At 69.7% G+C, this 21,774-nt stretch carries 26 protein-coding genes and 1 pseudogene; 18 read left to right on the forward strand and 9 right to left on the reverse strand.

Annotated features, from left to right (window positions below; all coding sequences use genetic code 11):
• The coding region (locus ACFFQA_RS23320; RefSeq protein ID WP_377856002.1) for a DUF222 domain-containing protein at positions 1–559 on the reverse strand (559 nt) is incomplete at its 3' end.
• A 675-nt stretch (positions 560–1,234) separates the two neighbouring features.
• Positions 1,235–1,432, reverse strand: a complete 198-nt coding sequence (locus ACFFQA_RS23325) for a hypothetical protein (RefSeq protein WP_377856005.1) — start codon at positions 1,430–1,432, stop codon at positions 1,235–1,237.
• Positions 1,433–1,798: 366 nt separating this feature from the next.
• Here ACFFQA_RS23325 and ACFFQA_RS23330 point away from each other — a divergent pair.
• The 5 genes and pseudogenes from ACFFQA_RS23330 to ACFFQA_RS23350 all read left to right on the forward strand — a co-directional run bounded on the left by ACFFQA_RS23330 (position 1,799) and on the right by ACFFQA_RS23350 (position 4,340).
• A pseudogene (locus tag ACFFQA_RS23330) lies at positions 1,799–2,106 on the forward strand (VOC family protein).
• Positions 2,107–2,179: 73 nt separating this feature from the next.
• Positions 2,180–2,632: a TIGR03618 family F420-dependent PPOX class oxidoreductase gene (locus tag ACFFQA_RS23335; RefSeq protein WP_377856008.1), complete on the forward strand. Its 453-nt coding sequence runs from the start codon at positions 2,180–2,182 to the stop codon at positions 2,630–2,632.
• A gap of 50 nt (positions 2,633–2,682) precedes the next feature.
• The gene (locus ACFFQA_RS23340) at positions 2,683–3,384 is read left to right on the forward strand and encodes a bleomycin resistance protein (RefSeq protein WP_377856011.1); all 702 of its coding nucleotides are present in this window, start codon (positions 2,683–2,685) and stop codon (positions 3,382–3,384) included.
• A 250-nt stretch (positions 3,385–3,634) separates the two neighbouring features.
• Positions 3,635–3,967, forward strand: a complete 333-nt coding sequence (locus ACFFQA_RS23345; RefSeq protein WP_377856014.1) for a hypothetical protein — start codon at positions 3,635–3,637, stop codon at positions 3,965–3,967.
• Between the two features lie 82 nt (positions 3,968–4,049).
• Positions 4,050–4,340 (forward strand): hypothetical protein, encoded by a 291-nt coding sequence (locus ACFFQA_RS23350; protein ID WP_377856017.1) that lies wholly within the window; start codon positions 4,050–4,052, stop codon positions 4,338–4,340.
• 178 nt (positions 4,341–4,518) lie between these two features.
• On the opposite strand, the gene ACFFQA_RS23355 is transcribed toward ACFFQA_RS23350, so the two are convergent.
• Positions 4,519–5,586 (reverse strand): DUF418 domain-containing protein, encoded by a 1,068-nt coding sequence (locus ACFFQA_RS23355; protein ID WP_377856020.1) that lies wholly within the window; start codon positions 5,584–5,586, stop codon positions 4,519–4,521.
• A 79-nt stretch (positions 5,587–5,665) separates the two neighbouring features.
• On the opposite strand from ACFFQA_RS23355, the gene ACFFQA_RS23360 reads away from it, so the two are divergent.
• Positions 5,666–6,289 (forward strand): TetR/AcrR family transcriptional regulator, encoded by a 624-nt coding sequence (locus tag ACFFQA_RS23360; protein ID WP_377856023.1) that lies wholly within the window; start codon positions 5,666–5,668, stop codon positions 6,287–6,289.
• Here ACFFQA_RS23360 and ACFFQA_RS23365 read toward each other — a convergent pair.
• Positions 6,240–6,941 (reverse strand): FadR/GntR family transcriptional regulator, encoded by a 702-nt coding sequence (locus ACFFQA_RS23365; RefSeq protein WP_377856025.1) that lies wholly within the window; start codon positions 6,939–6,941, stop codon positions 6,240–6,242. The two genes, ACFFQA_RS23360 and ACFFQA_RS23365, sit on opposite strands and share 50 nt — an antisense overlap.
• A gap of 165 nt (positions 6,942–7,106) precedes the next feature.
• Between ACFFQA_RS23365 and ACFFQA_RS23370 the strand changes: the two genes are divergently transcribed.
• From ACFFQA_RS23370 to ACFFQA_RS23390, 5 genes are all read left to right on the forward strand, one after another.
• On the forward strand, positions 7,107–7,445 hold the full coding sequence (locus ACFFQA_RS23370; protein WP_377856027.1) for a hypothetical protein: 339 nt from the start codon (positions 7,107–7,109) through the stop codon (positions 7,443–7,445).
• Between the two features lie 181 nt (positions 7,446–7,626).
• On the forward strand, positions 7,627–7,971 hold the full coding sequence (locus ACFFQA_RS23375) for a hypothetical protein (protein ID WP_377856030.1): 345 nt from the start codon (positions 7,627–7,629) through the stop codon (positions 7,969–7,971).
• A 134-nt stretch (positions 7,972–8,105) separates the two neighbouring features.
• Positions 8,106–9,344: an SLC13 family permease gene (locus tag ACFFQA_RS23380; protein ID WP_377856034.1), complete on the forward strand. Its 1,239-nt coding sequence runs from the start codon at positions 8,106–8,108 to the stop codon at positions 9,342–9,344.
• Between the two features lie 13 nt (positions 9,345–9,357).
• The gene (locus ACFFQA_RS23385) at positions 9,358–10,797 is read left to right on the forward strand and encodes an acyl-CoA synthetase (protein WP_377856037.1); all 1,440 of its coding nucleotides are present in this window, start codon (positions 9,358–9,360) and stop codon (positions 10,795–10,797) included.
• Positions 10,798–10,801: 4 nt separating this feature from the next.
• Positions 10,802–12,127, forward strand: coding sequence for a carboxyl transferase domain-containing protein (locus ACFFQA_RS23390; RefSeq protein WP_377856040.1), 1,326 nt, complete (start codon positions 10,802–10,804; stop codon positions 12,125–12,127).
• Between the two features lie 81 nt (positions 12,128–12,208).
• Here ACFFQA_RS23390 and ACFFQA_RS23395 read toward each other — a convergent pair whose 3' ends face one another.
• From ACFFQA_RS23395 to ACFFQA_RS23405, 3 genes are read right to left on the reverse strand one after another with little or no spacing between them, the layout of a single operon-like run.
• Positions 12,209–13,375, reverse strand: coding sequence for an MFS transporter (locus tag ACFFQA_RS23395; RefSeq protein ID WP_377856043.1), 1,167 nt, complete (start codon positions 13,373–13,375; stop codon positions 12,209–12,211).
• 52 nt (positions 13,376–13,427) lie between these two features.
• Positions 13,428–14,006: a TetR/AcrR family transcriptional regulator gene (locus ACFFQA_RS23400; protein ID WP_377856046.1), complete on the reverse strand. Its 579-nt coding sequence runs from the start codon at positions 14,004–14,006 to the stop codon at positions 13,428–13,430.
• 32 nt (positions 14,007–14,038) lie between these two features.
• Positions 14,039–14,488, reverse strand: a complete 450-nt coding sequence (locus ACFFQA_RS23405) for a MarR family winged helix-turn-helix transcriptional regulator (RefSeq protein ID WP_377856049.1) — start codon at positions 14,486–14,488, stop codon at positions 14,039–14,041.
• A gap of 160 nt (positions 14,489–14,648) precedes the next feature.
• Between ACFFQA_RS23405 and ACFFQA_RS23410 the strand changes: the two genes are divergently transcribed.
• The 4 genes from ACFFQA_RS23410 (at position 14,649) to ACFFQA_RS23425 (ending at position 18,513) form a co-directional block, all read left to right on the forward strand.
• Positions 14,649–15,716 carry an alkene reductase gene (locus tag ACFFQA_RS23410; RefSeq protein WP_377856052.1) on the forward strand — a complete coding sequence of 356 codons (1,068 nt, stop codon included), beginning with the start codon at positions 14,649–14,651 and terminating at the stop codon, positions 15,714–15,716.
• An 86-nt stretch (positions 15,717–15,802) separates the two neighbouring features.
• Positions 15,803–15,937, forward strand: a complete 135-nt coding sequence (locus tag ACFFQA_RS23415) for a hypothetical protein (protein ID WP_377856055.1) — start codon at positions 15,803–15,805, stop codon at positions 15,935–15,937.
• A gap of 73 nt (positions 15,938–16,010) precedes the next feature.
• Positions 16,011–17,081 carry a winged helix DNA-binding domain-containing protein gene (locus ACFFQA_RS23420; RefSeq protein ID WP_377856058.1) on the forward strand — a complete coding sequence of 357 codons (1,071 nt, stop codon included), beginning with the start codon at positions 16,011–16,013 and terminating at the stop codon, positions 17,079–17,081.
• Between the two features lie 40 nt (positions 17,082–17,121).
• Positions 17,122–18,513, forward strand: a complete 1,392-nt coding sequence (locus ACFFQA_RS23425; protein ID WP_377856061.1) for an ATP-binding protein — start codon at positions 17,122–17,124, stop codon at positions 18,511–18,513.
• Here the strand turns inward: ACFFQA_RS23425 and ACFFQA_RS23430 are convergent.
• Both ACFFQA_RS23430 and ACFFQA_RS23435 read right to left on the reverse strand, forming a co-directional pair.
• Positions 18,504–19,076, reverse strand: a complete 573-nt coding sequence (locus ACFFQA_RS23430) for a DUF6218 family protein (RefSeq protein ID WP_377856063.1) — start codon at positions 19,074–19,076, stop codon at positions 18,504–18,506. The genes ACFFQA_RS23425 and ACFFQA_RS23430 overlap by 10 nt on opposite strands.
• Positions 19,077–19,079: 3 nt before the next feature.
• Positions 19,080–20,303: an exonuclease domain-containing protein gene (locus tag ACFFQA_RS23435; RefSeq protein WP_377856066.1), complete on the reverse strand. Its 1,224-nt coding sequence runs from the start codon at positions 20,301–20,303 to the stop codon at positions 19,080–19,082.
• 148 nt (positions 20,304–20,451) lie between these two features.
• Between ACFFQA_RS23435 and ACFFQA_RS23440 the strand changes: the two genes are divergently transcribed.
• From ACFFQA_RS23440 to ACFFQA_RS23450, 3 genes are all read left to right on the forward strand, one after another.
• A complete protein-coding gene (locus tag ACFFQA_RS23440) occupies positions 20,452–20,625 on the forward strand; it encodes a CsbD family protein (protein ID WP_377856069.1) in 174 nt (57 codons plus the stop codon).
• 161 nt (positions 20,626–20,786) lie between these two features.
• Positions 20,787–21,299 carry a DinB family protein gene (locus ACFFQA_RS23445; protein ID WP_377856072.1) on the forward strand — a complete coding sequence of 171 codons (513 nt, stop codon included), beginning with the start codon at positions 20,787–20,789 and terminating at the stop codon, positions 21,297–21,299.
• A 99-nt stretch (positions 21,300–21,398) separates the two neighbouring features.
• Complete coding sequence (locus ACFFQA_RS23450; protein WP_377856076.1) at positions 21,399–21,746, forward strand: hypothetical protein; 348 nt, start codon at positions 21,399–21,401, stop codon at positions 21,744–21,746.
• Positions 21,747–21,774: the final 28 nt, after the last annotated feature.

A 21,774-nucleotide genomic window follows, 5' to 3' on the forward strand; every position in this document is an offset into this window, starting at 1 on the left:
AGCCCCGGGCGTCCTGGGAGACGCGCAGGAAGCGTTTGGCGATGCCCTCGTTCTCCTCAGCGAGAGTCCCGTCTTGGTCCAGGACGGCGCGGAGGTGTTTTCCGGCTTTCTGGAGTTCTTTGTGGTTGAGGAAGCGGGCCTGCTCGGCCAGGACTTTCTCGGCGTCGTCGGTGACCTCGACCGGGAGGGTGGCGGGGAGGGCGCGGAGGACGTCGGAGACCGTGAGGGCGTGGTCGAGGGTGATCGCCCCTTCCCGCAGGGCTTGCTGGGTTTCGGGGAGGGCGGGGAGTTCGTGGACCAGGCGGCCGCGTCGGCGGGCCTCGTGCGGGGTCAGGTTCAACGCCCCGCGCAACAACGCGGAGATGTCGCGGCAGCCGTGCCGCACGTGCAGGCTCCGCTCCTCCGCCTGGGTCGCCAGCTCGTGGGAGACGGCGGTGATGAGGCGGGAGGCTTTCTCCAGGGCGTGCAGCATCGGCAGGATGTCGGCTTCGGGCATCTGGTGGGAGCGGCCGGTGGCGAGGTGGTCGGTGAGGTGGGTGATGTAGTCGTGGGTGTCCAAGGGGAATCACCTCCTTTCGGTTTCCATTGAACTCGAACACATGATCGACAGCAAAGCGCGAGCGGGTGAAACCGTTGGGGTGAAAGGGAAATCGAAGACGCAGCACTCCCCATTCAGGTGACGTGACGTGGTGTGGTGAATCAGCGTCAGCGGGCGGAAAAGGTGCGGCGGGGACGCGACAAGTGCCCCGCTCGACCTCGGGGGGCTTCTGCTGTCTACAACGTAGATTTGGACTGCGCCGACCCCTATGGGCTGGCCGCGTCCTGGGAGCGGGTTGTCGGTCATCCGCGACCGAGTTCGGGAGGGCAGGTGTAATGAAGACGCAACTGGCGCCCCTGAGCTGCATGGGCGCGCGGTCGTCAAGGGGCGCTGACGCGCAGCCCGGTACCTCAACGGTGGGGCCGGTTCGCGAACATTCGTCTCCGCGTCCACAAACACCACAACCCAGAGAACAAGATCGATAGCGGATGGAGTGCAGCAACGCAGGACCGCTACGCAGATCTTCCGCCGCAGGGATATGTCCTCCGCAGATCCGCACCCGGTTCTGCCGCAGCAACTCCGCTGCTTCCGGTGCCATCGACGCGGCTGCCTGCCGTGCCCGCCGCGCCTGTTCAACCACCCCAGGGACGTGCTTGAGCGCGTCAGAGTCAACGCGCGTCACAGACAAGAAGTTTCCTACCGCACCGGCGGGTCAGGCAGTTTCGCCGTGATAATCGACTCCGGCAGCGCCCGCGCACCCGTACTGGTGACCGGGGACGGCGGGAGCGGGCGGCGCGGCTCGCGCACCCCGACACCGCCGTCGTTCTCGTCGTCGCCCCAGCCGGTCCGGTACATGTGCTGTCGCGCGACCTTGTGGCGTTTCCCCTTGGCCATGGGCCCGTCCTCTCATCGGTGCATGAGGCCGATGGTCGATGGGCCGACATGCTTGCCACGCCTGCTCATCCAAGATCGCTTTTCCGTTGCCTTTCGCCACGATCCGCCCCCCGGGCACACCCGGTGCCCCGCGCAAACCCTGCCGTCGCAACTCAGCGGCGATGTTCGCCAACGACCACCCTGGCAACACCCACTCCGCAGCCTGCCGGATTGCGGCGGCCTCACCGGGCACCTGCACATAAGACTTGGTGCCGTCCTCGGTCACTCCGTGCGTTTTCGCCGAACGGGCGGCCAACGTGTCGTTGATCCGCCGCTTCAACCGGCGAATCTCGCCTGCGCTGAGTACTGCTTTGATCCGGCCACGTCATCGCGCACCCGCTCGATCGCTTCTCGCAAACTGTCATACCCCGGGCGCTCCGCGTCATCTTCGAACGCCGAAATGTCGTTATCTGCGAACACTCGCACCGGCACACCCGGCCACTTCCGCGCGGAGTATGCACGCCCCCGACGCTCCTGCGGCCCGGTCAGCCGCGCGATGCGGAGGTGAACGGCTGCGGGGGATCGGGGCGACGCTGGTGGCCGACAAGCGGAACCCCGATGGCACCGGGTGGGCTTTCCTCGCCGATCCCGAGCGCAACGAGTTCTGCGTGCTGAGGCGAGGGGAGGACGTCTGAGTCACATCCTTGTTCCCCTGGAACAGGAAAGTGCCTTCTTTACCGGGTGTCGGCGGTCGCGCAGGATCTCCTCATGACCGAGAACAAGCCGGAGCCCCGTTCTCTCGATGACTCCGAGATCGCTGAAGTGCTCGCCGCGCACCAGTTCGGTGTTGTCGCGACCGTCAAGCGCGATGGCACGCCGCATCTGGCGACGATGCTCTACCGGTGGGACCCGGTGGAGCGGGTCATCCGGATCTCCACGACGGCGGGGCGGGCGAAGCCGGGGCACCTGCGGCGGCATCCGCGGATCGCGTTGCACGTGGGCACGCCGGATCACATGACCTATGTCGTTGTCGAGGGTGCCGGCGAGGTGTCCGCGGTGAGCGTCGAACCCGGGGACGAGGCGGGGCGGGAGCTGCTGGCCATGGTGGGCGGCGTCGCTGACGAGGCCGAGTTCTTCGCCGAGCAGGTGCGGGAGCGGCGGCAGGTGATCCGGATCAAGGTCGAGCGGCTGGCCGGGACGAGCTTGCTTGCTCAAGCTTGAGTGCGCGACTACGGTGAGCCCTGCTCAAGCTTGAGCAGGGAAGGGGGCACATGACCGAGCAGATGAAGCCGATCCTGCCGTGCCGCTCGATCAACGACACCGTCGACTTCTACCGCGCACTCGGTTTCGAGGTGATCTACCAGCAGAAACGGCCCAACGCCTATGTCAGCCTCCGTCGCGAGGGCGGGATCCTGCTGGACTTCTTCGTGCTCAAGCAGCTCGAACCCTCGAACAACTACAGCACCTGCTACGTGCACACCGACGATGTCGACACGCTCTACGCGGACTTCACCGCCGGACTTCGGGCCGCGACCGGGAAGGTGCCGTCGCGGGGCGTGCCGCGAGTCAACCCGCTCAAGGACATGTCCTACGGCGTGCGGCAGTTCATCGTGATCGACCCCGGCGGCAACCACATCCGCATCGGGCAGGCCATCGGGGAGATGACCAACGGACTGGCCACGAAGGAGGAACTCGCCACACAGTCCCGCCTGGAGCGGGGCCTGCACACCTCGATCATGCTGGCCGACTCGCGCCAGGACCCCGAGGCTGCGGTGCGGATTCTCGACGCGGCGCTCGCCGCCGATGAACCCGCACCGGACCTGGCGCTGTTCCGCGCCCTGGTGATGCGCGCCGACCTGGCGATTCGGCTCGGCGACGACCAAGCGGCGGGGCCGCTGCTCGATCGTGCCGAGGCCATGGGGATCGAACTACCGGACGAACGGCGGCGGATCGCCGAACTCCGCCAGCGGTAGACCAGGCGCCGCAGGAGCGCCTCAGCCGGTCCGGGGCGCCCTTTCTCGCGCAGCAAGTCCGCGCCGATGCGGGGGTGGACGAGGTGCTCGCGGCCGTCGGCAAGGCGCCATCCGGAATCGCCGCGGTCAGGAATACCGAATAAGAGAAGATGATCCGGCTCAGGCCGAAGCCGTTTCCATCACGAGGCGATCACGCCTACAGTTCTCGATGAGTAAGGAAATGCTGCTTTGCCTTGAGGAGTTTTACGCTGTGCGTACCGCCACTCGGACCTCGCTGCTGCTCGGTGGCGTAATCGCCGTCGCGATGCTCGGGCTCGCGCCCGCGACAGGACTCGCGGCGGCGAAGAGCTGCCACGTCTTCGTGTCCCAGAAGGCGGACGTGGAACTCTTCTCCGCGCCTGACCCGTACGAGAAGGTCGACTCGGAGGTGCTGCGCAGCGGCTCCCGCACCGCCTCCGACTGCGTGAAGACTCCTGGTCCCGAGTACGCGGGGTGCGGCAAGAAGGGCGCCGAGTGGATCGGGCTCGTCAATTCGCGGCGCTTCGTGAAGGCGACCTGCGTCGTTCTCGTCACGAACAAGTAGCGACCTCGCCGTTCGGCGCGAGCGTTCCGGCCTACGTCGAATGGTGAAACTGGTTCATTTCAATCTTCGTGAGAGGTAAGTCATGCGAGCAATGCGCGTTTCCCTTGTTGTCGGCGCCGTTGCCGCATCGGTGGTGTTCGCCACCGGTGGCGCGGCGGTCGCCGCGAGCAAGGCCACGGTGTGCGGCGTTTTCGCCCACACCACCGCCACCATTTACAACAAGGCCGACAAGCCGGTCGGCACGCTGAGCGGGAGCACGGCGACCAGCGCCTGCTCCAGGTCGACCTACCACGGCAGGTCCGTGGTGTTCCTGGCGAAGGGTGACAGGTACGTGCTGGCCGCGGACGTCAGCGCCCCTTCTCCACTGACCTGACGGCGTCAACGTTCCCGATCTCGACGCCGGCGCGGTCGTCTCCGCTCTGGCGTCGTCGGTCGGCGTGCTCGCTGCGGATCGCAGGACGACGTGGTCCGCCTCGGCATGATCAAACAGCTAGGCCGTTGCGTGATCATGTCGAGGCCACGGGGGACGAGCGGCGGATCGCCGAACTCCGTCAGCGGTAGACCAGGTGCCGCAGGAGCGCCTCAGCCGGTCCGGGGCGTCCTTTCCTGCTCAGCAAGTCTGCGCCGACGACCGTCAATGCCCAGACTCCCAGGCCCGTGCAGGAGGCGGCGACGACACTGAGGTCGCCGCTCAGGCCGAGCAGGTACGGCTCGGCCAGGATCAGCCAGGCGACGGACTGCGCGAGGTAGCACGTCAGCGAGCGCTGCCCGCACGCGGCGAGGGCGGTGACGACGGTGCTGGAACGGGCCCCGCGCGCCGCCAGGGCGATCAGTGCGCCGTATCCGATTCCGACCGCGTAACCCGAGAACGTGTGCAGGGTTCCCGCCGCGAGGTTCGGGGTCAGAAAACCGGTTGTGACAAGGGTTTGCGGGATTCCGCCGAGGACTCCGGCGCCGATCCCGAGGCTGGCGGCGCGCCGCAGGAGCGCGGGGTGTTCGAGCACTCGCTCGCGCGCGGCCCAGATCCCGATCAGCAGCGGGCAGATGGACATGATCGCGTTGAGCGGTGTGAGGAACGGGAACGTCGAGATGCGCATCAGGGCCGAGCTGACCGGATCAACGGGCATGCTCGCCGCGTCGGGCACGGGCATGGGTGCGGCGAGCACCATGCCGTAGGTCAACGCACCCGCGACAGCGCCGATGCCGGCGGTGATGAACAGGCGGCGGTTGCTCCAGTGCACCGCACCGATGAAGCACAACGCCAGAACCCCGTACGAGGCAAGGATGTCGCCGGGGGAGAGCAGCAGTACGTGGAAGAAGCCGAAGACGATCAGCCACCAGCTGCGGCGCTTGAGCCACTTCGGTTCGCGCTTGCGCAGCACCTGCACCATGCCATAGCCGAACAGCGCCGCGAACAGCGGATAGCCGCGGCTGTCGACGAAGAGGGTGAGGAATACCTGCACCACCTTGTCGGAGAGTGGAGCGTCGGACGGGCCGGGGCCGCTCCACGCGCCTCCGTCGGCGAGGAGCTGGGCGTGGGCCAGTGCGATCAGGCTGAGCATCAGACCCCTGGTCAGGTCCGGGGCCAGCTCACGGTCGGTGAGCTGCTGGTGCGGCACGAGTCCCCCTCGGAGCGTAAGATACGCGAACGTAGCTAAACGTAAGATACGGAAGCGTAGCTAACAAGGGGGGGTGTGGATGGGTGGGGCGACCCGGCGGCGCGGTGACGAGCTCATCGCCGCCATTCACCAGGCGGTTCTCGCCGAGCTGGAGGAGGTGGGCCTGGCGAAGCTGAGCATGGAGGGCGTCGCGCGCCGCGCGGCGACCGCCAAGACCTCGCTCTACCGGCGCTGGACGAGCCCGGAGGAGATCCTGCTCGACGCGATCGTCGCGGCCTTCCCCCGGGAGGAGGTCTCGGCCAGCGGGGACGACCTCCGCGGCGACCTCGTGCGAGCACTCCAGCTGCTGCTCGACTGGGGCAGGCACCCGACCGCGCGGGCGGTGCAGGCGATCTTGCTCGAACGGGGGCGGTACCCCGAGCTGGCCGACGCCCTGTTCAGCAGGGTGTTCGACCCGGCGGGCGGGCGGTTCACCGCGACGGTGCTGCACCACTACGCCGCGCTCGGCGAGATCGACTCCCGTGTGATCACCCCGGTCGTCGCGGACATCGGCGAGGCGCTGACGTTGAAATACCTGGCAGACACCGGCACCGAGCCTTCGGTGGAGTACCTGGAGTCCATTGTGGACCAGGCGGTCCTGCCCGCGGTGGGGCTCAGTCCTCCGGGGACCAGTCGAGCAGCCGGACCCGGGCGACCGTCTTGAGGTGACGGCGCATCGCTGCGCTCGCGGCGCGCGGGTTGCCGTCGCGGATCGCGTCGGCGATGGCGCGGTGCTGGGCGAGGGACCGGGGTGGGCGGCCTGGCTGGCGCAGTGACTCGCGGCGGCTCTCCGCGACCTGGCCCGCGATGGCCTTCATGAAGTCCGACAGCAGCGTGCTGCGCGCCGCCGTCGCGATCGCCTCGTGGAACCGGCGGTCGCCTTCGTCCACGGTGGATCCATCGTCGATCAGCGAGGCCATCAGGCCGAGCGCGGCGTCGATCCGCTCCATGTCCTCGTCGGTGCGGCGCTCCGCGGCGAGCTCGGCCAGCTTGGTCTCCAGCGCCTCGCGGGCCTCCAGCACATCGGGCAGGCGGCGACGGCGCTCCACCAGGTCGGCGACGGGCTCGCCGTCGAGGGTGTCGCCGCGCAGGTAGATCCCGCCGCCCTGGCGCACGTCCACCAGTCCCTGGACTTCCAGGACCACGATCGCCTGCTTGACCGAGGCGCGGCTGACCTGGAGCCGCTCGGCGAGGTCGCGTTCGGTGGGGAGCTTGTCTCCCGAGCCAAGGCCCTCGGCGGCCACGTACTCGCGCAACCGTCGCAGCACCTGCTCGTACAGACGTGGGCGGCCGAGCGGGCGCAGCGGTTCTGGCACGAGACCAGGTTAACACCCCTTACGGCAGGGCCTTCCTGAATTCAAGTCTCCGAACCGGGGAAAACGATCCGGCCTGCGCCGAATGGTGAACGACATTCCGATTGAAATTGCGCATAATGCCGTTACGGGGCCGGAAGTGGTCTCCGTGTCAATAGAGAGGTAGTTATGCGCACGCGTACCTTCATGCGGGTCTCCCTGGTTGTCGGTGGCCTTGTCGCCTCTGTGGCGATCGCCGGTGGCACCGCGACCGCCGCGGAAGCCGGACAGGGTGCGGCCCGGGGAGTCTGCTCGGTCACCGCGAAGAAGGACACGCCGATCTTCGACGCCGACCTCTACGCCGTCGGCACCCTCAAGAAGGGCAAGTCGCACGGTTCCGCGTGCAACTCGGTCAACGTCGGCCGGTACAAGGAATGCGGCAAGGTCGGCACCAAGCTGGTGCGCCTTTCGGGCACGGCTGCGCGCTACGTCCCGTTGACCTGCGTCTCGCACACCGCCGAGGTCTGAGTCCTCGTCGAGCCGAGCAGGTGAGAACGCTCGGGCGTTCGCGAAATTGGCATCGCGCGGGCAGTTCCGAGTCCCCGATCGGGTAACTCTCCGGCCACCGCCGAACTATGCGTGTTATCCATTCGAGATCTGTGCACAATGGGCGCATGGGGGCGAGCTTCACGATTGAGGAAAGGTAACCATGCGCAAGCGTACGGTCACGCGGGTCTCTCTGGTTGTTGGCGCCCTTGTCGCCTCGGCGGCGTTCGCCGGTGGTGTTGCGGTCGCCGGCCCTTCCGCTCAGGGAGCCGCGAAGGCCAGGTGTGAGGTCGTCGCCAACAAGGGGTACAACGCTTCTGTCCTCGACAAGAGCGGGCGCAAGGTCGACGAGATTCCTCGCGGCAAGTCGCGCGCTTCCGCGTGCGGCACGACGACGCATCCGATCGGCTCGGTCCTGGAGTGCGGTGGAGCCACCCGCACCGTCGTGCGCCTCGCGGGTACCAAGGACGTCTACGTTCCGATCACCTGCGTCACGCACCGCCACTGAAGCCTTCCAGGCGGATCGACGGGGGCACCGGTCACATGACCGGTGCCCCCGTCGTCGTTCCACGGCCAGGCCTTGACAGTGGGGCAACCCAGGTCGATATTGGCTGAGCCAATCAGCCAATCCGGGAGCCGCCGATGTCACCCGAGCTGATCTCCATCCTCGTACTGGCCCTGGTCTTCGTCGTGGCCACCACGCTGTCGGTGAACATGGGCGCGCTCGGCTTCGCCGCCGCGTTCCTGGTCGGGACCACGGTCGGCGGCCTCACCGCGGAGAAGGTGCTCGCCGGGTTCCCCGGAGACATCTTCGTGGTGCTGGTCGGCGTGACCTACCTCTTCGCCATCGCCCGCGCCAACGGCACCGTCGACCGGTTGGTCGACCTCGCCGTGCGGATGGTGGGCGGGCGGATCTCGGTCATACCGTGGGTGATGTTCGGCGTCACCGGCCTGCTCACGGCGATCGGCGCGGTGAGCCCGGCGGCCGTCGCCATCGTCGCGCCGATCGCGCTCAACCTTGCCAACCGCTACGGGATCAACCAGCTGCTCATGGGCGCGCTCGTCGTGCACGGAGCGCAGGCGGGCGGCTTCTCCCCGATCAGCGTCTACGGCGCGATCGTCAACGGCGTGGTCGAGCGCAACAACCTGCCGCAGAACGAGATCGTGCTGTTCCTGGCCAGCCTGGTCGCCAACGCGGTGATCGCCGTGATCGTGTTCGTGGTGTTCGGCGGACTCAGGCTCGGCAGGGCCACGGCCGAACCGGTCGAGGAAGCGCGGCCGCGCCAGCCGATCACCGTCCACCAGGTCCTCACCCTGCTCGGCCTGGTCACGCTCGTGGTGCTGACGCTGGTGTTCGACCTCAACGTCGGCCTGGTCGCGATCACCGTCGCCGTGGTGCTCGGTGTCGCATCGCCCAGCACGAACGCGCAGGCGGTCAACCAGATCACCTGGCCGACCGTGCTGCTCATCTGCGGTGTGCTGACCTACGTGTCGGTGCTCCAGCAGATCGGCGCGGTCACCTACGTCGGCAACGCCGTGCGCGATGTGGGGTCGCCCACGCTCGCCGTGCTGCTGCTGTTGTTCATCGGCGCGATCGTCTCGGCTCTCGCGTCCTCGGTCGGCGTGCTGGGCGCGACGATCCCGCTCGCGGTCCCGCTGCTCGCGACCGGTCACATCGACCCGGTGAGCATGGTCGCCGCGCTCGCGGTCGCGGCCACAGTGGTCGACGTCAGCCCGTTCTCCACCAACGGGGCGATCGTGTTGGCCAACGCACGTGATGTTGACCGGGACGCGTTCTTCAAGCAGCTTCTGCGGTACGGGGCGATCGTCGTCGCGGCGTCCCCGGTCGTGTTGTGGGCCGTGCTCGCGGTCATCGGCTGAGAAAGGAAGAGACGTGAACTCTCCGCTGTTCCCGGCGTTGCTGGACCCGACCGACCGGGAGGCGATCCGCTTCGGAGACCGCGCGCTGAGCTACCGCGAGCTGGCCGCCGTCGCCGGGAGCCTCGCCGGGCGGCTGACCGGGGCGAGCCGGGTCGCGGTGTGGGCCACGCCGAGCATCGAGACCTGTGTCGGCGTGGTCGCCGCGCTGCTCGCCGGGGTGCCCGCGGTGCCGATCAACCCGAAGATCGGCGAGCGCGAGCTGACGCACATCCTCACCGACAGCGCCCCGGGCCTCGTGCTCAGCGCACCCGGTGTCGAGCTGCCGGGAGGGCTCGCCGGCGTGAACCGGGTCGAGGTGACGCTGGACCTGCCGGAGACGACTCCGGAGATCACGGCCGAGCCCGGTCCCGAAACGCCCGCGCTGATCATCTACACCTCCGGGACCACGGGCGCCCCCAAGGGAGTCGTGCTGCCGCGCAGGTCGATCTCCAGCAACCTGGACAGCCTCGCGACCGCGTGGGAGTGGACGGCCGAGGACGTGCTCGTGCACGGGCTGCCGCTGTTCCACGTGCACGGGCTCGGCATCGGGGTGCTGGGGCCGCTGCGGCTCGGTGGGACACTGCACCACCTCGGCAGCTTCTCCACCGCCGGGATTGGCGCCGAGCTGGGCGGCGCGGCCACGATGATGTTCGGCGTCCCCACCATGTACAGCCGCCTGGTCGCCGACGCGGAGACCGACCCTGAGCTGGCGAAGGCGGTCGGCAGGGCGCGGTTGCTGGTCTCCGGGTCCGCGCCGTTGCCCGCGACCGTGCACCAGCGCATCGCCGCCGCGACCGGACAGCTCGTCGTCGAGCGCTACGGCATGTCCGAGACGCTGATGAACTGTTCGGTCCGGGCCTCGGGGGAGCGCCGTCCCGGCACGGTCGGACCGGCTGTCGACGGTGTGGAGGTGCGGCTCGTCGACGAGTCGGGCGCGCTCATCGAGGGCGAGGACGACGAGACGGTCGGCGAGATCGAGGTCCGTGGCCCGAACCTGTTCCTGGAGTACCTGAACCGGCCCGACGCGACCGCGGAGGCCTTCCGCGACGGGTGGTTCCGCACCGGGGACGTCGCGACGCGGGGCAAGGACGGCTACATCCGCATCGTGGGGCGCCGCGCGATCGACCTGATCAAGACCGGCGGGTACAAGGTCGGTGCTGGTGAGGTGGAGAACGCGCTGCTGGAGCACCCCGGCGTCGCGGAGGTCGCGGTGACCGGCGCCCCCGACGACGACCTCGGCGAGCGGATCGTGGCCTGGGTGGTGCCGCAGGGCGATGCGCCCGGCGAGCAGGAGCTGGCCGACCACGTGGCGCGGCTGCTCACCCCGCACAAGCGCCCGCGCACCGTGCACTTCCTGGAGAGCCTGCCCCGCAACGACATGGGCAAGGTGATGAAGAAGGCGTTGGGGAGCTGACGCCGTGGACCCGCGCGGTGCCCGTGACGTGCTCGGCCTCGTCGCCAGCTCCTTCGCCGAGTTCCACTACGGCGAGCCCTCGGGTGTCTCCGACCCGCTGGGCTGGCCCGGCTACCCGGAGCGGCAACACGAGCTGAGCGCGGAGACGGGCCTGCGCGAATCCGTCCTCTGTGGACAGGCGGTGATCGGCGACAGCGACTGCGTGCTGATCTCCTTCGACTTCAGGTACTTCGGCGGTTCGTTGGGATCGCGCACCGGAAACCGCCTCGTGCACGCCTTCGACGAGGCGGTGCGGCGCGGGCTGCCGGTGGTGTCGCTCGTCGCCTCCGGCGGCAGCCGGATGCAGGAGGGCATGCGGGCGCTGCTCCAGATGCAACGCATCGCGGGTGCCGCGGCGCGACTGCGCGCGGCGGCGTTGCCGCACGTCACGGTGCTGCGCAATCCCGTAGCGGGCGGCGCGTGGGCCTCGGTCGCCGGAAGCGCGGACGTGCTGCTCGCCGTTCCGGACGCCACGGTGTGCTTCGCCGGGTCACGCGTGCGGGGAGCCTCCGAGGACGCGGAAGCGTTCACCAGCAACGGAAAGCTCGCTCAAGGCCAGGTTCACCGGTTGGTGGAGCTGGAGGAGGTCGGTGGTGCGCTCAGCGAGCTGCTGCCGTTGCTTCGCCCCACTCGCGGTGACGCCCCCGAAGTCCCGCGCGCGCTCGGGCACACCGAACTCCCGTCGAGCGGCGCGGAGGCCGTTCAGCGTGCTCGTGCCGCTGAACGGCCCCGTGCCGAGGCGTACCTGGCCGACTACTTCGACAACCGGTTCGCGCTCGGTGGCGCCGATCCGGGCATGTTGTGCGGGTTCGGGCGGCGTGGCGGCCGCTCGATCGCCTACGTCGCGCAGGCCGGGACGGCCAACAGCCCGGCGGGTTTCCGGGCGGCCGCGCGGCTGGTGCGGTTGGCGGACCGGCTGCGGCTGCCGATCCTGACCCTGGTCGACACCCCCGGAGCCGCCCACGACGCGAAGGCGGAGCGGGACGCGATCGGCCCGGCCATCGCCGAGCTGTTCACCGCCGTCGCCGACGCCGTCGTGCCGATCACGACGCTGGTCGTCGGCGAGGGCGGCTCCGGGGGAGCGCTGGCGCTGACCTCGCACACCACGGTGTGGATCACGCCGGACGCCTACTTCTCGGTGATCGCGCCGGAGTCGGCCAACGCCATTCTCAAGCGCGAACCCGACGAGCTCGGCGCGACCATCGACCAGCTCCGGCTCCGCCCGCAGGACCTCCTCGGGCTCGGTGTCGTGCACGGCATCGCCTCACACGCGCCGCACGACGTGCAGTAGGTACGAGGTTCAGAGCGCTCACCAAGCGCCCTGTCCTTAAGGCCTCTTGGTTCGAGCGGTCGGGTGTCGGAACCAGATCTCTCACAGGGAGGAGATCACCGACAGCTCCTCAGCCGGGCGCCGTGACCTCGCCGCGAGCAGGCTGCCGAGGCCGAGTGCCGCGAGCACCGCGCCGACCCACAACGGCGACGTCAGGCCGAAGCCCGTGCTGATGCCCAGGCCGCCGACCCACGACCCGGTCGCCAGGCCGAAGCAGATCACCGCGGTGTGCACGGTGTTGACCAGCGGCCGGTCGTTGGCCTCCCGCATCACCCTGGTCGCCATTGCCGGGTTCATCGCCACCCCGGAGAGTCCGAGCACGATGACCACGGCGACCGTGATCACCTGGCTGGACGCGAACAGTGCGAAGGCGGTCAGCGTCAGTGCCAGCAAGGCCATGCCGAAGGTCAGGATCGGCATGGCGTACCGGTCGGCGAACCTGCCGACGACGGCGTTGCCCACCACGGTCGCCGCGCCGTAGGCCATCAGAAGCACCGGCACCGCGGCAGGGGAGAAGCCGCTCACCTCGGTGAAGATCGGCGAGAAGTAGCTGAACGCGGCGAAGACCGCCCCGATCAGCAGGCCGCTTGTGGTGTACGCCGCCCACAACCGGCCGTTGCGCAAGGCCGCCAGCTCGGCGCGCAGGCTCACCGACTCCGGTGGTGCTCCCGGCGCCACCACGCGGAGCACCACCAGCCCGGCCAGCAGGGTCACCGCCGCGACCGCCCAGAAGCTCGCGCGCCAGCCGTAGACCTGGTCGACCAAGGTCGCCGCGGGCAGACCGAGCACGGTGCCGACCATCAGACCGCCGAGCACGATCGAGGACGCCCGCCCTCGCTGCGCCGGGCCGACGAGGTCGACCGCCACGGCGAGCGCGACCCCGAAGAACGCCGACGAGGCGACCCCGGTGATCACCCGCGCCACCAGCATCACGCCGTAGCCGGTTGCGACGGCCCCGAGCGACTGGCCGACCAAGAAAACCGCGATGAGCAGGAGCAACGCGTTCTTGCGCGGCATGCGCAGCAGTCCGACTGTGAGCACGGGGCCACCGACGACCATGGCGATGGCGTATGCGGAGATCAGGTAGCCGACGGCGGAGACGGACACGCCGAACTCGGCGGAGAGCGAGGGCATCAGCCCGGAGACCATGAACTCGCTCGTGGTCATCGAGAAGATCCCGAGTCCCAGGACGTAGACGGCCAACGGCATGGCGGTTCCCCAGTTCTTGACTGTGCTGTACAAAACGCGGGCAAAAAAGAGATCACAGCGCGGACAACGTGCCCTCGATGACGTCGAGCAGCGCGGCGCGGTCGTCGGTGACCTTGCCGAGGACGCGCAGGCCGTAGTAGGCGCTCTGGAAGAACCGCGCGGCCTGGAGCGGCGACCGCTCGGCAGAGAGCTCGCCGGTGCTCTGGCCGACGGCCATCAGGTGGCAGATCGTCTGTTCCAGCCGGACGAACTGCTTGTGCGCGAGCTCGGCGATCTCCGTGGTGCGCCCGGCGGAGTCCACGGCCGCGTTGATCGCCAGGCACCCCTTGCGCTCCGGGTCGGCCATGTCGACGTCCACGCACCACAGCATCAGCGCGCGCAGGCGGTCCTTGACCGACCCCGGCCGTTCGAGGATCTCCAGCTGACCCTGTGGGCCGACGACGGAGTAGCGGCGCAGCGCGGTCTCGTAGAGCTGGTGCTTGCTGCCGAAGGCGTTGTACAGGCTGCCGCGCCCGAGACCGGTGCTCTCGCACAGGTCCTGGGTCGTCGTCGCCTCGTAGCCCTTGCGCCAGAACACCTCCATCGCGGCGTCCACGGCGGCGGTGTTGTCGAACTCCCTCGGCCTGCCCACGCGCTCAGGCTAGGATATTTTGTACAGAGCAGTCAACAAGTCGCGCTCGTGTCCTCGTGGCGGGCGTAACCGCAGAGGTTGGAGCCCATCCGCTCCAGTGCCGCGGCCAGTGCGGCGCACTGGTCCTGGGTCAGGCCGTCGAGGGCGATCTTCTCCAGCTCCTCCCACGCCGCGACCACCCGGTCCCGCAGCGCGCGGCCGGCGGCGGTGGACTCGACGTACCAGGCGCGGCCGTCGCGCTCGCAGCGCAACCTGCGCACGAAGCCGGTCTGCTCAAGGCGCTGCACCATCCTGGTCAGCGTGGAAGCGTCCACGTCGAGCACCTTGGACAGCTCGCCCTGTCGCTGCGCGCCGTGCTCCCACAGGTGCATCATCAGCAGTTCCTGACCTGGGTGCAGGCCGACCTCTCGCAGCAGCTGTCCCGCGACCGTGCGGTGCAGCCTGCTGACGCGGATGAGCGAACCGCCGACCTGGTTGATCATGATGAGCCCCTTTAAGTGGTCGGCCACAATATACGCCCCAGGGCCACCGGCAAGCCGCATGCAGGAATTTCCATTGTCTTCCACGTCACGGCTCTCGGTCGGAATGCTCGCGCTCCCGAGTTAGTTGGTCGGACAAGTAACTACGAGTTGGGGAGCGAGCATGACCACGGCATTCGATCCGATCGACCTGGCGGGCACCAAGCTGGCGAACCGCATCGCGATGGCCCCCATGACGCGGAGCCGGGCGAGCGCAGCCGGAGTGCCCACCGAGACCATGGCGACCTACTACGCCCAGCGCGCCTCGGCCGGTCTGATCATCACCGAGGGAGTCCAGCCGTCCGTGGTCGGCCAGGGCTACCCGAACACGCCCGGCCTGCACGCCGAGGAGCACGTCCAGGGCTGGCGCGGGGTCACCGACGCCGTGCACGCCGAGGGGGGCCGGATCTACGCCCAGGTCATGCACGCCGGGCGCATCGGCCACCCGAGCCTGCTGCCGGGCGAGCTCATCCCGGTCGGGCCGTCCGCCGTCGCGGCACAGGGCCAGATCTTCACCGGCACCGGCATGCACGACTTCGTCACGCCCAAGGAGCTGACGGAGGAGGAGATCCACCAGACGATCGCCGACTTCGCCACCGCCGCGCGCAACGCCATCGACGCAGGCTTCGACGGCGTTGAGCTGCACGGCGCCAACGGCTACCTGATCCAGCAGTTCCTCTCCACCAACGCCAACCTCCGCACGGACGGCTGGGGTGGTTCGGTGGAGGGCCGCATCCGCTTCGCCGTCGAGGTCGTGAAGGCGGTCGCCGAGGCCATCGGCGCGCACCGCACCGCTCTGCGCATCTCCCCGGCCGGCACCTACAACGACATCGCCGAGGACTCCCACCGCGAGGTCTACACGGCACTGGTGGACGCCATCGAGCCGCTCGGGCTGTCCTACCTGCACATCGCGGAAGGCCCGGACCGCGAGCTGACCCTGAAGATCCGCGAGCGCTTCAGCGGCACCCTCGTGCTGAACCCGTTCACCGGGCAGCGCCCGACGGACCACTCCGACCTGCACCTGGTCGAGAGCGGCGTCGCCGACGTCCTGGCGTTCGGAGCGCTGTTCCTGGCCAACCCGGACCTGCCGGACCGACTCGCCACCTCCGGCCCGTACAACACCCCGGACCCGAGCTCCTTCTACGGCGGCGACACCAGGGGTTACACCGACTACCCGGCACTCTCCGCCTGACAAGCGGGGGTTCGCCCCAGTACGGAGGCAGGGGCGGCGCGGCTGCCCGCGGTGGCCGGTTTCGCGATGGTGGAGCCATGATCCCGATGAGAACGAAGACGGCCGCCGCGGTGCTGCTCCTGGCGAGCACCGGAGCCGCATCGGCGGCCGGGTCGCGGCGCGGCGAGCTGGACCTGGCTCCGGCCAACCCGCGCAGCACCGACCGCGCCGTACCTCGCTAACCTGCCTTCGACGCTTCCTGACGAAATTTCGTTGCGGACAGCACCTGTCCGCAACGGCAGCTAGCTTGTGCACATGCTCAGCCTCCGCGCCCTCAACCGCGCCACCCTCGCCCGCCAGCACCTGCTCCGCCGGGCCGACCTCAGCGCGGAAGCCCTCATCGAGCACCTCGTCGGCCTCCAGGCCCAGGCACCGCACGCCCCGTACTTCGGCTTCTGGTGCCGTCTCAAGGACTTCCGGGCCGCCGAGCTCTCGCAGCTGCTCACCGAGCGCAAGGTGGTCCGCATCGCGGCCATGCGCGGCACGGTCCACCTGCTCAGCGCGCGCGACTGCCTGGAGCTGCGCCCGATCACCCAGGTGGTGTTCGACCGCGCCGTGAACCTGCCGAACGTCGACTTGGCCGCCCTGGCGAAGGCCGGACGGGACCTGGTCGAAGAGAAACCGCGCACCAACAAGGAGATCGGTGAGCTCCTGGCCCCGCTCTGGCCCGACCACCCACCGGAGTCGTTGTCCATGGCGATCCGCGACAGCCTCCCTCTCGTCCAGGTCCCTCCGCGCGGGCTGTGGGGCTCCAGCGGGCAGACCCGCACCACGACGGCGGAACACTGGCTCGGCAGGCCGCTGGCGAGCGCACCGTCGGTGCGCGCCATGGTGCTCCGTTACCTCAACGCGTTCGGCCCCGCCACGGTCGCGGACGCGCAGAAGTGGTCCGGGGTGATGGGGCTGCGCGAGGTCTTCGCGCAGCTCGACCTGCGCACCTTCCGCGACGACCAGGGGCGCGAGCTGTTCGACCTGCCGGACGCGCCTCGCCCACCAGAGGACACGCCGGCCCCGGTGCGCCTGCTGGCGCCGTTCGACAACCTGCTGCTGTCCCACGCCGACCGGACGCGCGTGCTCTCCGACGAACACCGCAAGATCGTGATCACGCAGAACGGCCTCGTCAGCGGGACGGTCCTGGTCGACGGCTTCGTGCGCGGGGCGTGGAAGTTCGACCAAGCGCGCGACACCGCCGCGATCACTGTCCGACCGTTCGTCCGCTTCACGAAGAAGGTCTCCGGCGCTGTCGAGGCGGAGGCGCACGACCTGCTGGCGGCGGCCGCGCCGACGGCGACGCCCACGGTGCGGTTCGCCCAGGCTGGCGCGTGATGCGGGGTTTCGCGCGCGGCGGTGGCGTAGCGTCGCTGGGGTGACGAGCCAGCCCACTCCGCGCACCCTCGGCGAGCTGAAGAGCTCCGGCTACCAGTCTCGCGACGTCAAGACCGAGATCCGGCACAACCTGCTCACCGCGCTGCGCGGTGGCACTGAGGTGTGGTCCGGGATCGTCGGGTTCGACCACACCGTCCTGCCGCAGCTCGAACGCGCCCTGCTCGCCGGCCACGACGCCGTCCTGCTCGGCGAGCGGGGGCAGGGCAAGACCAGGCTGCTGCGGTCGCTGGTCGCGTTGCTGGACGAGTGGACGCCGGTGATCGAGGGCGCCGAGCTGCCGGAGGACCCGCTCGACCCGATCACGCCCGCGTCGCGGCGACGGGCCGCCGAGCTCGGTGACCAGCTGCCCGTGGCGTGGCTGCACCGCTCGCAGCGGTACGCGGAGAAGCTGGCCACCCCGGACACCTCCGTCGGCGACCTGGTCGGCGACGTCGACCCGGTCAAGGTCGCGGAGGGCCGCAGCCTGGGCGACCCGGAGACCATCCACTTCGGACTCGTGCCCAGGGCGCACCGCGGCATCATCGCCATCAACGAGCTGCCCGACCTCGCGGAGCGCATCCAGGTCGCCCTGCTCAACGTCATGGAGGAGCGCGACATCCAGGTCCGCGGCTACACGGTGCGGCTGCCGCTGGACGTGCTGCTGGTGGCGACGGCCAACCCGGAGGACTACACCAACCGCGGGCGGATCATCACCCCGCTCAAGGACCGCTTCGGCGCCGAGATCCGCACGCACTACCCGCTGGAGATCGCCGACGAGGTCGCCATGGTCCGGCAGGAGGCCGACCTGGTCGCCGAGGTCGACGACCACCTGCTGGAGGTCGTCGCGCGGTTCGTCCGGCACCTGCGGGAGTCCACCGGGGTGGACCAGCGCTCCGGGGTCTCCGCCCGGTTCGCGATCGCGGCGGCGGAGACCGTCGCCGCCGCCGCGCTGCGCAGGGCCGCGTTGACCGAGGAGTGGCCCGCCGTCGCGCGGCCGGTCGATCTGGAGGCGGCCCTGCCCGTGCTGCGCGGCAAGCTGGAGTTCGAGGCGGCCGTCGAAGGAGAGCAGAGCCGCGAGCTGCTGACCCACCTGCTGCGCAGGGCGGTCGCCGACACCGGCCGGTCGTTGCTGGCCGGGGTGGACCTGGGCCCGCTCGCCGACGCGGTCGCCGGTGGCCAGTCGGTGACCACCGGGGAGCGGGTGCCCGCGACCGAGGTGCTCAAGGCGCTGCCGGAGCTGCCGGTGCTGGTGGAGGTGGCGCACCGGTTCGGGGTGGAGCCGAGCGACCCGGTCGGCCGGGTCGCGGGCGCGGTGGAGTTCGCGCTGGAGCTGCTCTACCTGACCAGGAAGCTCGGCAAGCGGGCCGAGGACGGGCGGACCACCTACTCCTGAGCCCTGGTGACGCGGCGTTCCCAGTCCGGTGGGAGCGCCGTGGGTTCGGGGAAGGCCCGGCGCAGCGACTCCCGCTCGCCCCACATCGACGTGGTGTCCCGCCACGCGGTGATCGTCCACGCCAGCATCCGCGCCGTGGCGAGGGCGTCCTTCGCCGACGCGCACGCGTCGTCCCTGCGCACCAGCCCCACCGTGCGCCGGAAGACCCCCGGGTCCTCCGGCAGCGGCTCCGGGATCGTTGTCGTCCACGTGAGACTGTCCACATGGGACTCGTAGGACCGGCGGACCTGTCTCACCTCCGTGAGGGCCGACGGGATCGCCACCGACGTCGCGTCCCACGCCGGCAGCTCGAAGCCGATCCGTTCGTGCAGCAGCTCCACCGTCTGCGCCGGGTCCCACGCCGCGACCGACCGGCCCGCGCACAGGCCGGGCAGGTGCCAGGCGGAGCCGGGGGAGAGCAGCCACGCGCCGGTGTAGACCCCGGCCGGGCTGACGTGCCAGACCGCGACGCTGTCGTTGCCGTCATGCCCGGCGCCGAGCCCGAGCACGACATGTCCGATCACCACTCACTCCTCCCTGTCGAGCGTGGCGAGCAACCGGTGGAACGCGGTCTCGGTGATCACCGGGATACCGCGCTCGCGGGCCTGTCTCGCCTTGCCGGACAACGTGTCCGGGTCGGCGGCGACGACCAGGCGGGTCCGGCCGCTGACCGCGTCCGGCCGCACCACCAGCCCGGCGCGGACCGCCTTCTCCTCCCACTCCTCGCGGGGCAGCATGGTCTCGCCGGTGAACACGACGCGGTCGCCGCGGCGCAGCCGGAAACCCCTGCGTGGCTGGGTGGTCGTCGAGCTGAACGCCTGCGTCACGGCGTCGCCGGGCAGGCCGAGCATCGCGGCGACGTCGCGCAGCTCGGCGCGTTCGGACTCGTTGACCCACCCGTCGCGGCGCGCCGCGACGGCGAGGGCCTCCAGGTAGCCGCGGTGCAGCTGCTCCACCGCCGCGCGGTCCAGGCCGAGCGCGGCGGCGACCGCGACCAGCTCGTCCTGCTCGCTGAGCGAGAGGTAGCGGTCCAGCATCGCCTTGTCCAGCACGGCGAGGTAGGGCTCGGCCCCGGTCGGCTGGTGCACGCGGGGCAGGTTGTCCACCAGCCGCGCGAGGAAGTGCTCGGCCTCTGTCCCCGCGACCGCGCGCCCGCGCCGCACCGGGGGCCGCCCACCCCCGCCGAACACCGGCCACCGCCGAGTCACGGCTCCGCTGAGCAGGGCCGACCACGGCTCAGGCCTGCCGCAGCGGGCCAGGTACGCGGCGAGCAGTCCGGCGGCGGCGTGGGCGTCGTGCAGCGCGGAGTGCGCGTGCTCCAGCGGCACCCCGGCGGCCCGGCAGCACGCGGCCAGCGACCGGGACGGCGAGTCCAGGTAGGTCTCGGCCAGCTCCATGGTGCACAGCCCGTCGGCGACGGCGAGCGGCACGGCCACGCCGGTGCGGTCGAACTCCGCGGAGAGGAAACCCAGGTCGAAGGAGAGGTTGTGCGCGACGACGACCCGCCCGGCCAGCAGCCCGGCGAGCTCGGCGGCGATCTGGTCGAAGGTGGGCGCCCCCCGGACCTCCGCCGCGGTGATGCGGTGGATGCGCTGGGGGCCGAGGTCGCGCTGTGGGTTGAGCAGGCTGCACCACTCGCCGGTGACGGCGCCGCGGACGTCGAGGTGCACGACGGCGACCTCGACCACGCGGTGGTGCATACCGGGGAGCAGACCGGTGGTCTCGACGTCGACAACGGCGTAACCGCTCATGTCTGTCGTGTGTACCGGGGGAAGCTTTCCTTTGTGTCACAACGAGAAGTGCTTCAGGCAACTACCTGAGCAAGATTGTTTGCGTTGCTGCGTTTGGCCGCGCGCCCGCCGGGAACCCGATGTTCGACGCCAACAGCACGGAGGCGATATGAGCACCTCGGACAAGGCCGACAACAAGATCGAAGAGGTCAAGGGCAAAGCCAAGGAAGCCGTCGGCGACGCCACCGACAACGAGCAGTGGCAGGCCGAGGGCAAGGTCGACCAGACCAAGGCGAACCTGAAGCAGGCAGGCGAGAAGGTCAAGGACGCCTTCAAGAAATAGGCCACATGTGAGATCGGGATGACCCTCGCTCCCGATCCCGCGATAACAGGAATGGCCCGGCGCGGCAGGGGCGCCGGGCCATTCCTCTGCGCGTGGCCATTCGTGCGCGGGAACGAGAACCGCGGTGCGCGTCGTCATGGCCTGACGTACCGTCCGCGATCATGACCCCGCCACGGAAGCGCCCCCCGCTCACCGCCGACGAGCGGACCCAGCTGCTGGGCTGGCTGGACATGCAGCGCTCGATCGTGCGGTGGAAGTGCGAGGGAGTCTCCGACGACGACGCGCACCGGCCGGTGCTGCCCGCGTCGCCGAACATGACCATGGCGGGCGTGGTCTCGCACCTTCGCTGGGTGGAGAACCTGTGGTTCGAGGTCATCCTGCTCGACGCCCCGGCGGACGGGCCGCAGTTCGACGAGGAGGTCGAGGACGCCGACATGAAGGTCGACGGTGTCCCGCTCGGACAGCTCCTCTCCGACTACGAGGAGCAGTGGCGGCTGTCCAACGAGATCGTGGCGCGGCACTCGCTCGACGACGTCGGGAAGAACACCAGGTTCCCGGTCGGCAAGGCGTCACTGCGCTGGATCGTGCTGCACATGATCGAGGAGACGGCCAGGCACGCCGGTCACCTCGACGCGATCCGCGAGCTGCTGGACGGCGGGAAGGGCTACTACTGAGGCCCCTTCTTCGGCGTCGGTCGAAACACGATCGCAGAACTTCCATGTGGCTCGGCGGACAGGTGCCCTCGTGAAAGCCTGGGAACGCAGGCTTTTCGAGTGAAGGGCATTCACACCATGCGCAAGTTCTCGACGTTCGCCGCCGCCTCGGTGGTCGCCGCCGGGCTCCTCACCACCGGTGCCGCAGCGGCGTCGGCCGCGGCCGGCCCGTGCAGCGGTGTCGCCAACGCCGTCGCCGGGGTCCAGGCGAAGGACGTCCGCGGCACCTTCTGGGTCTGCCGGGGCGCCGGCGGTCAGTACCGCAAGACCGGCTCGTCGTCGGTCACCGCCTGCTGGGCGGCGAACGGCTACAAGGTCCAGCTCTACAACGGCGACAAGAAGGTCGCCTGCCCTGCGAAGAACAAGGAAGTCAAGAACTGGACCGGCTTCAAGGTCGTCCGCGCCTGACGCGGGCCGTCCGCCGTGATCAGCCCAC

It is taken from the genome of Allokutzneria oryzae, assembly GCF_042429765.1.
GTDB lineage: Bacteria > Actinomycetota > Actinomycetes > Mycobacteriales > Pseudonocardiaceae > Allokutzneria > Allokutzneria oryzae.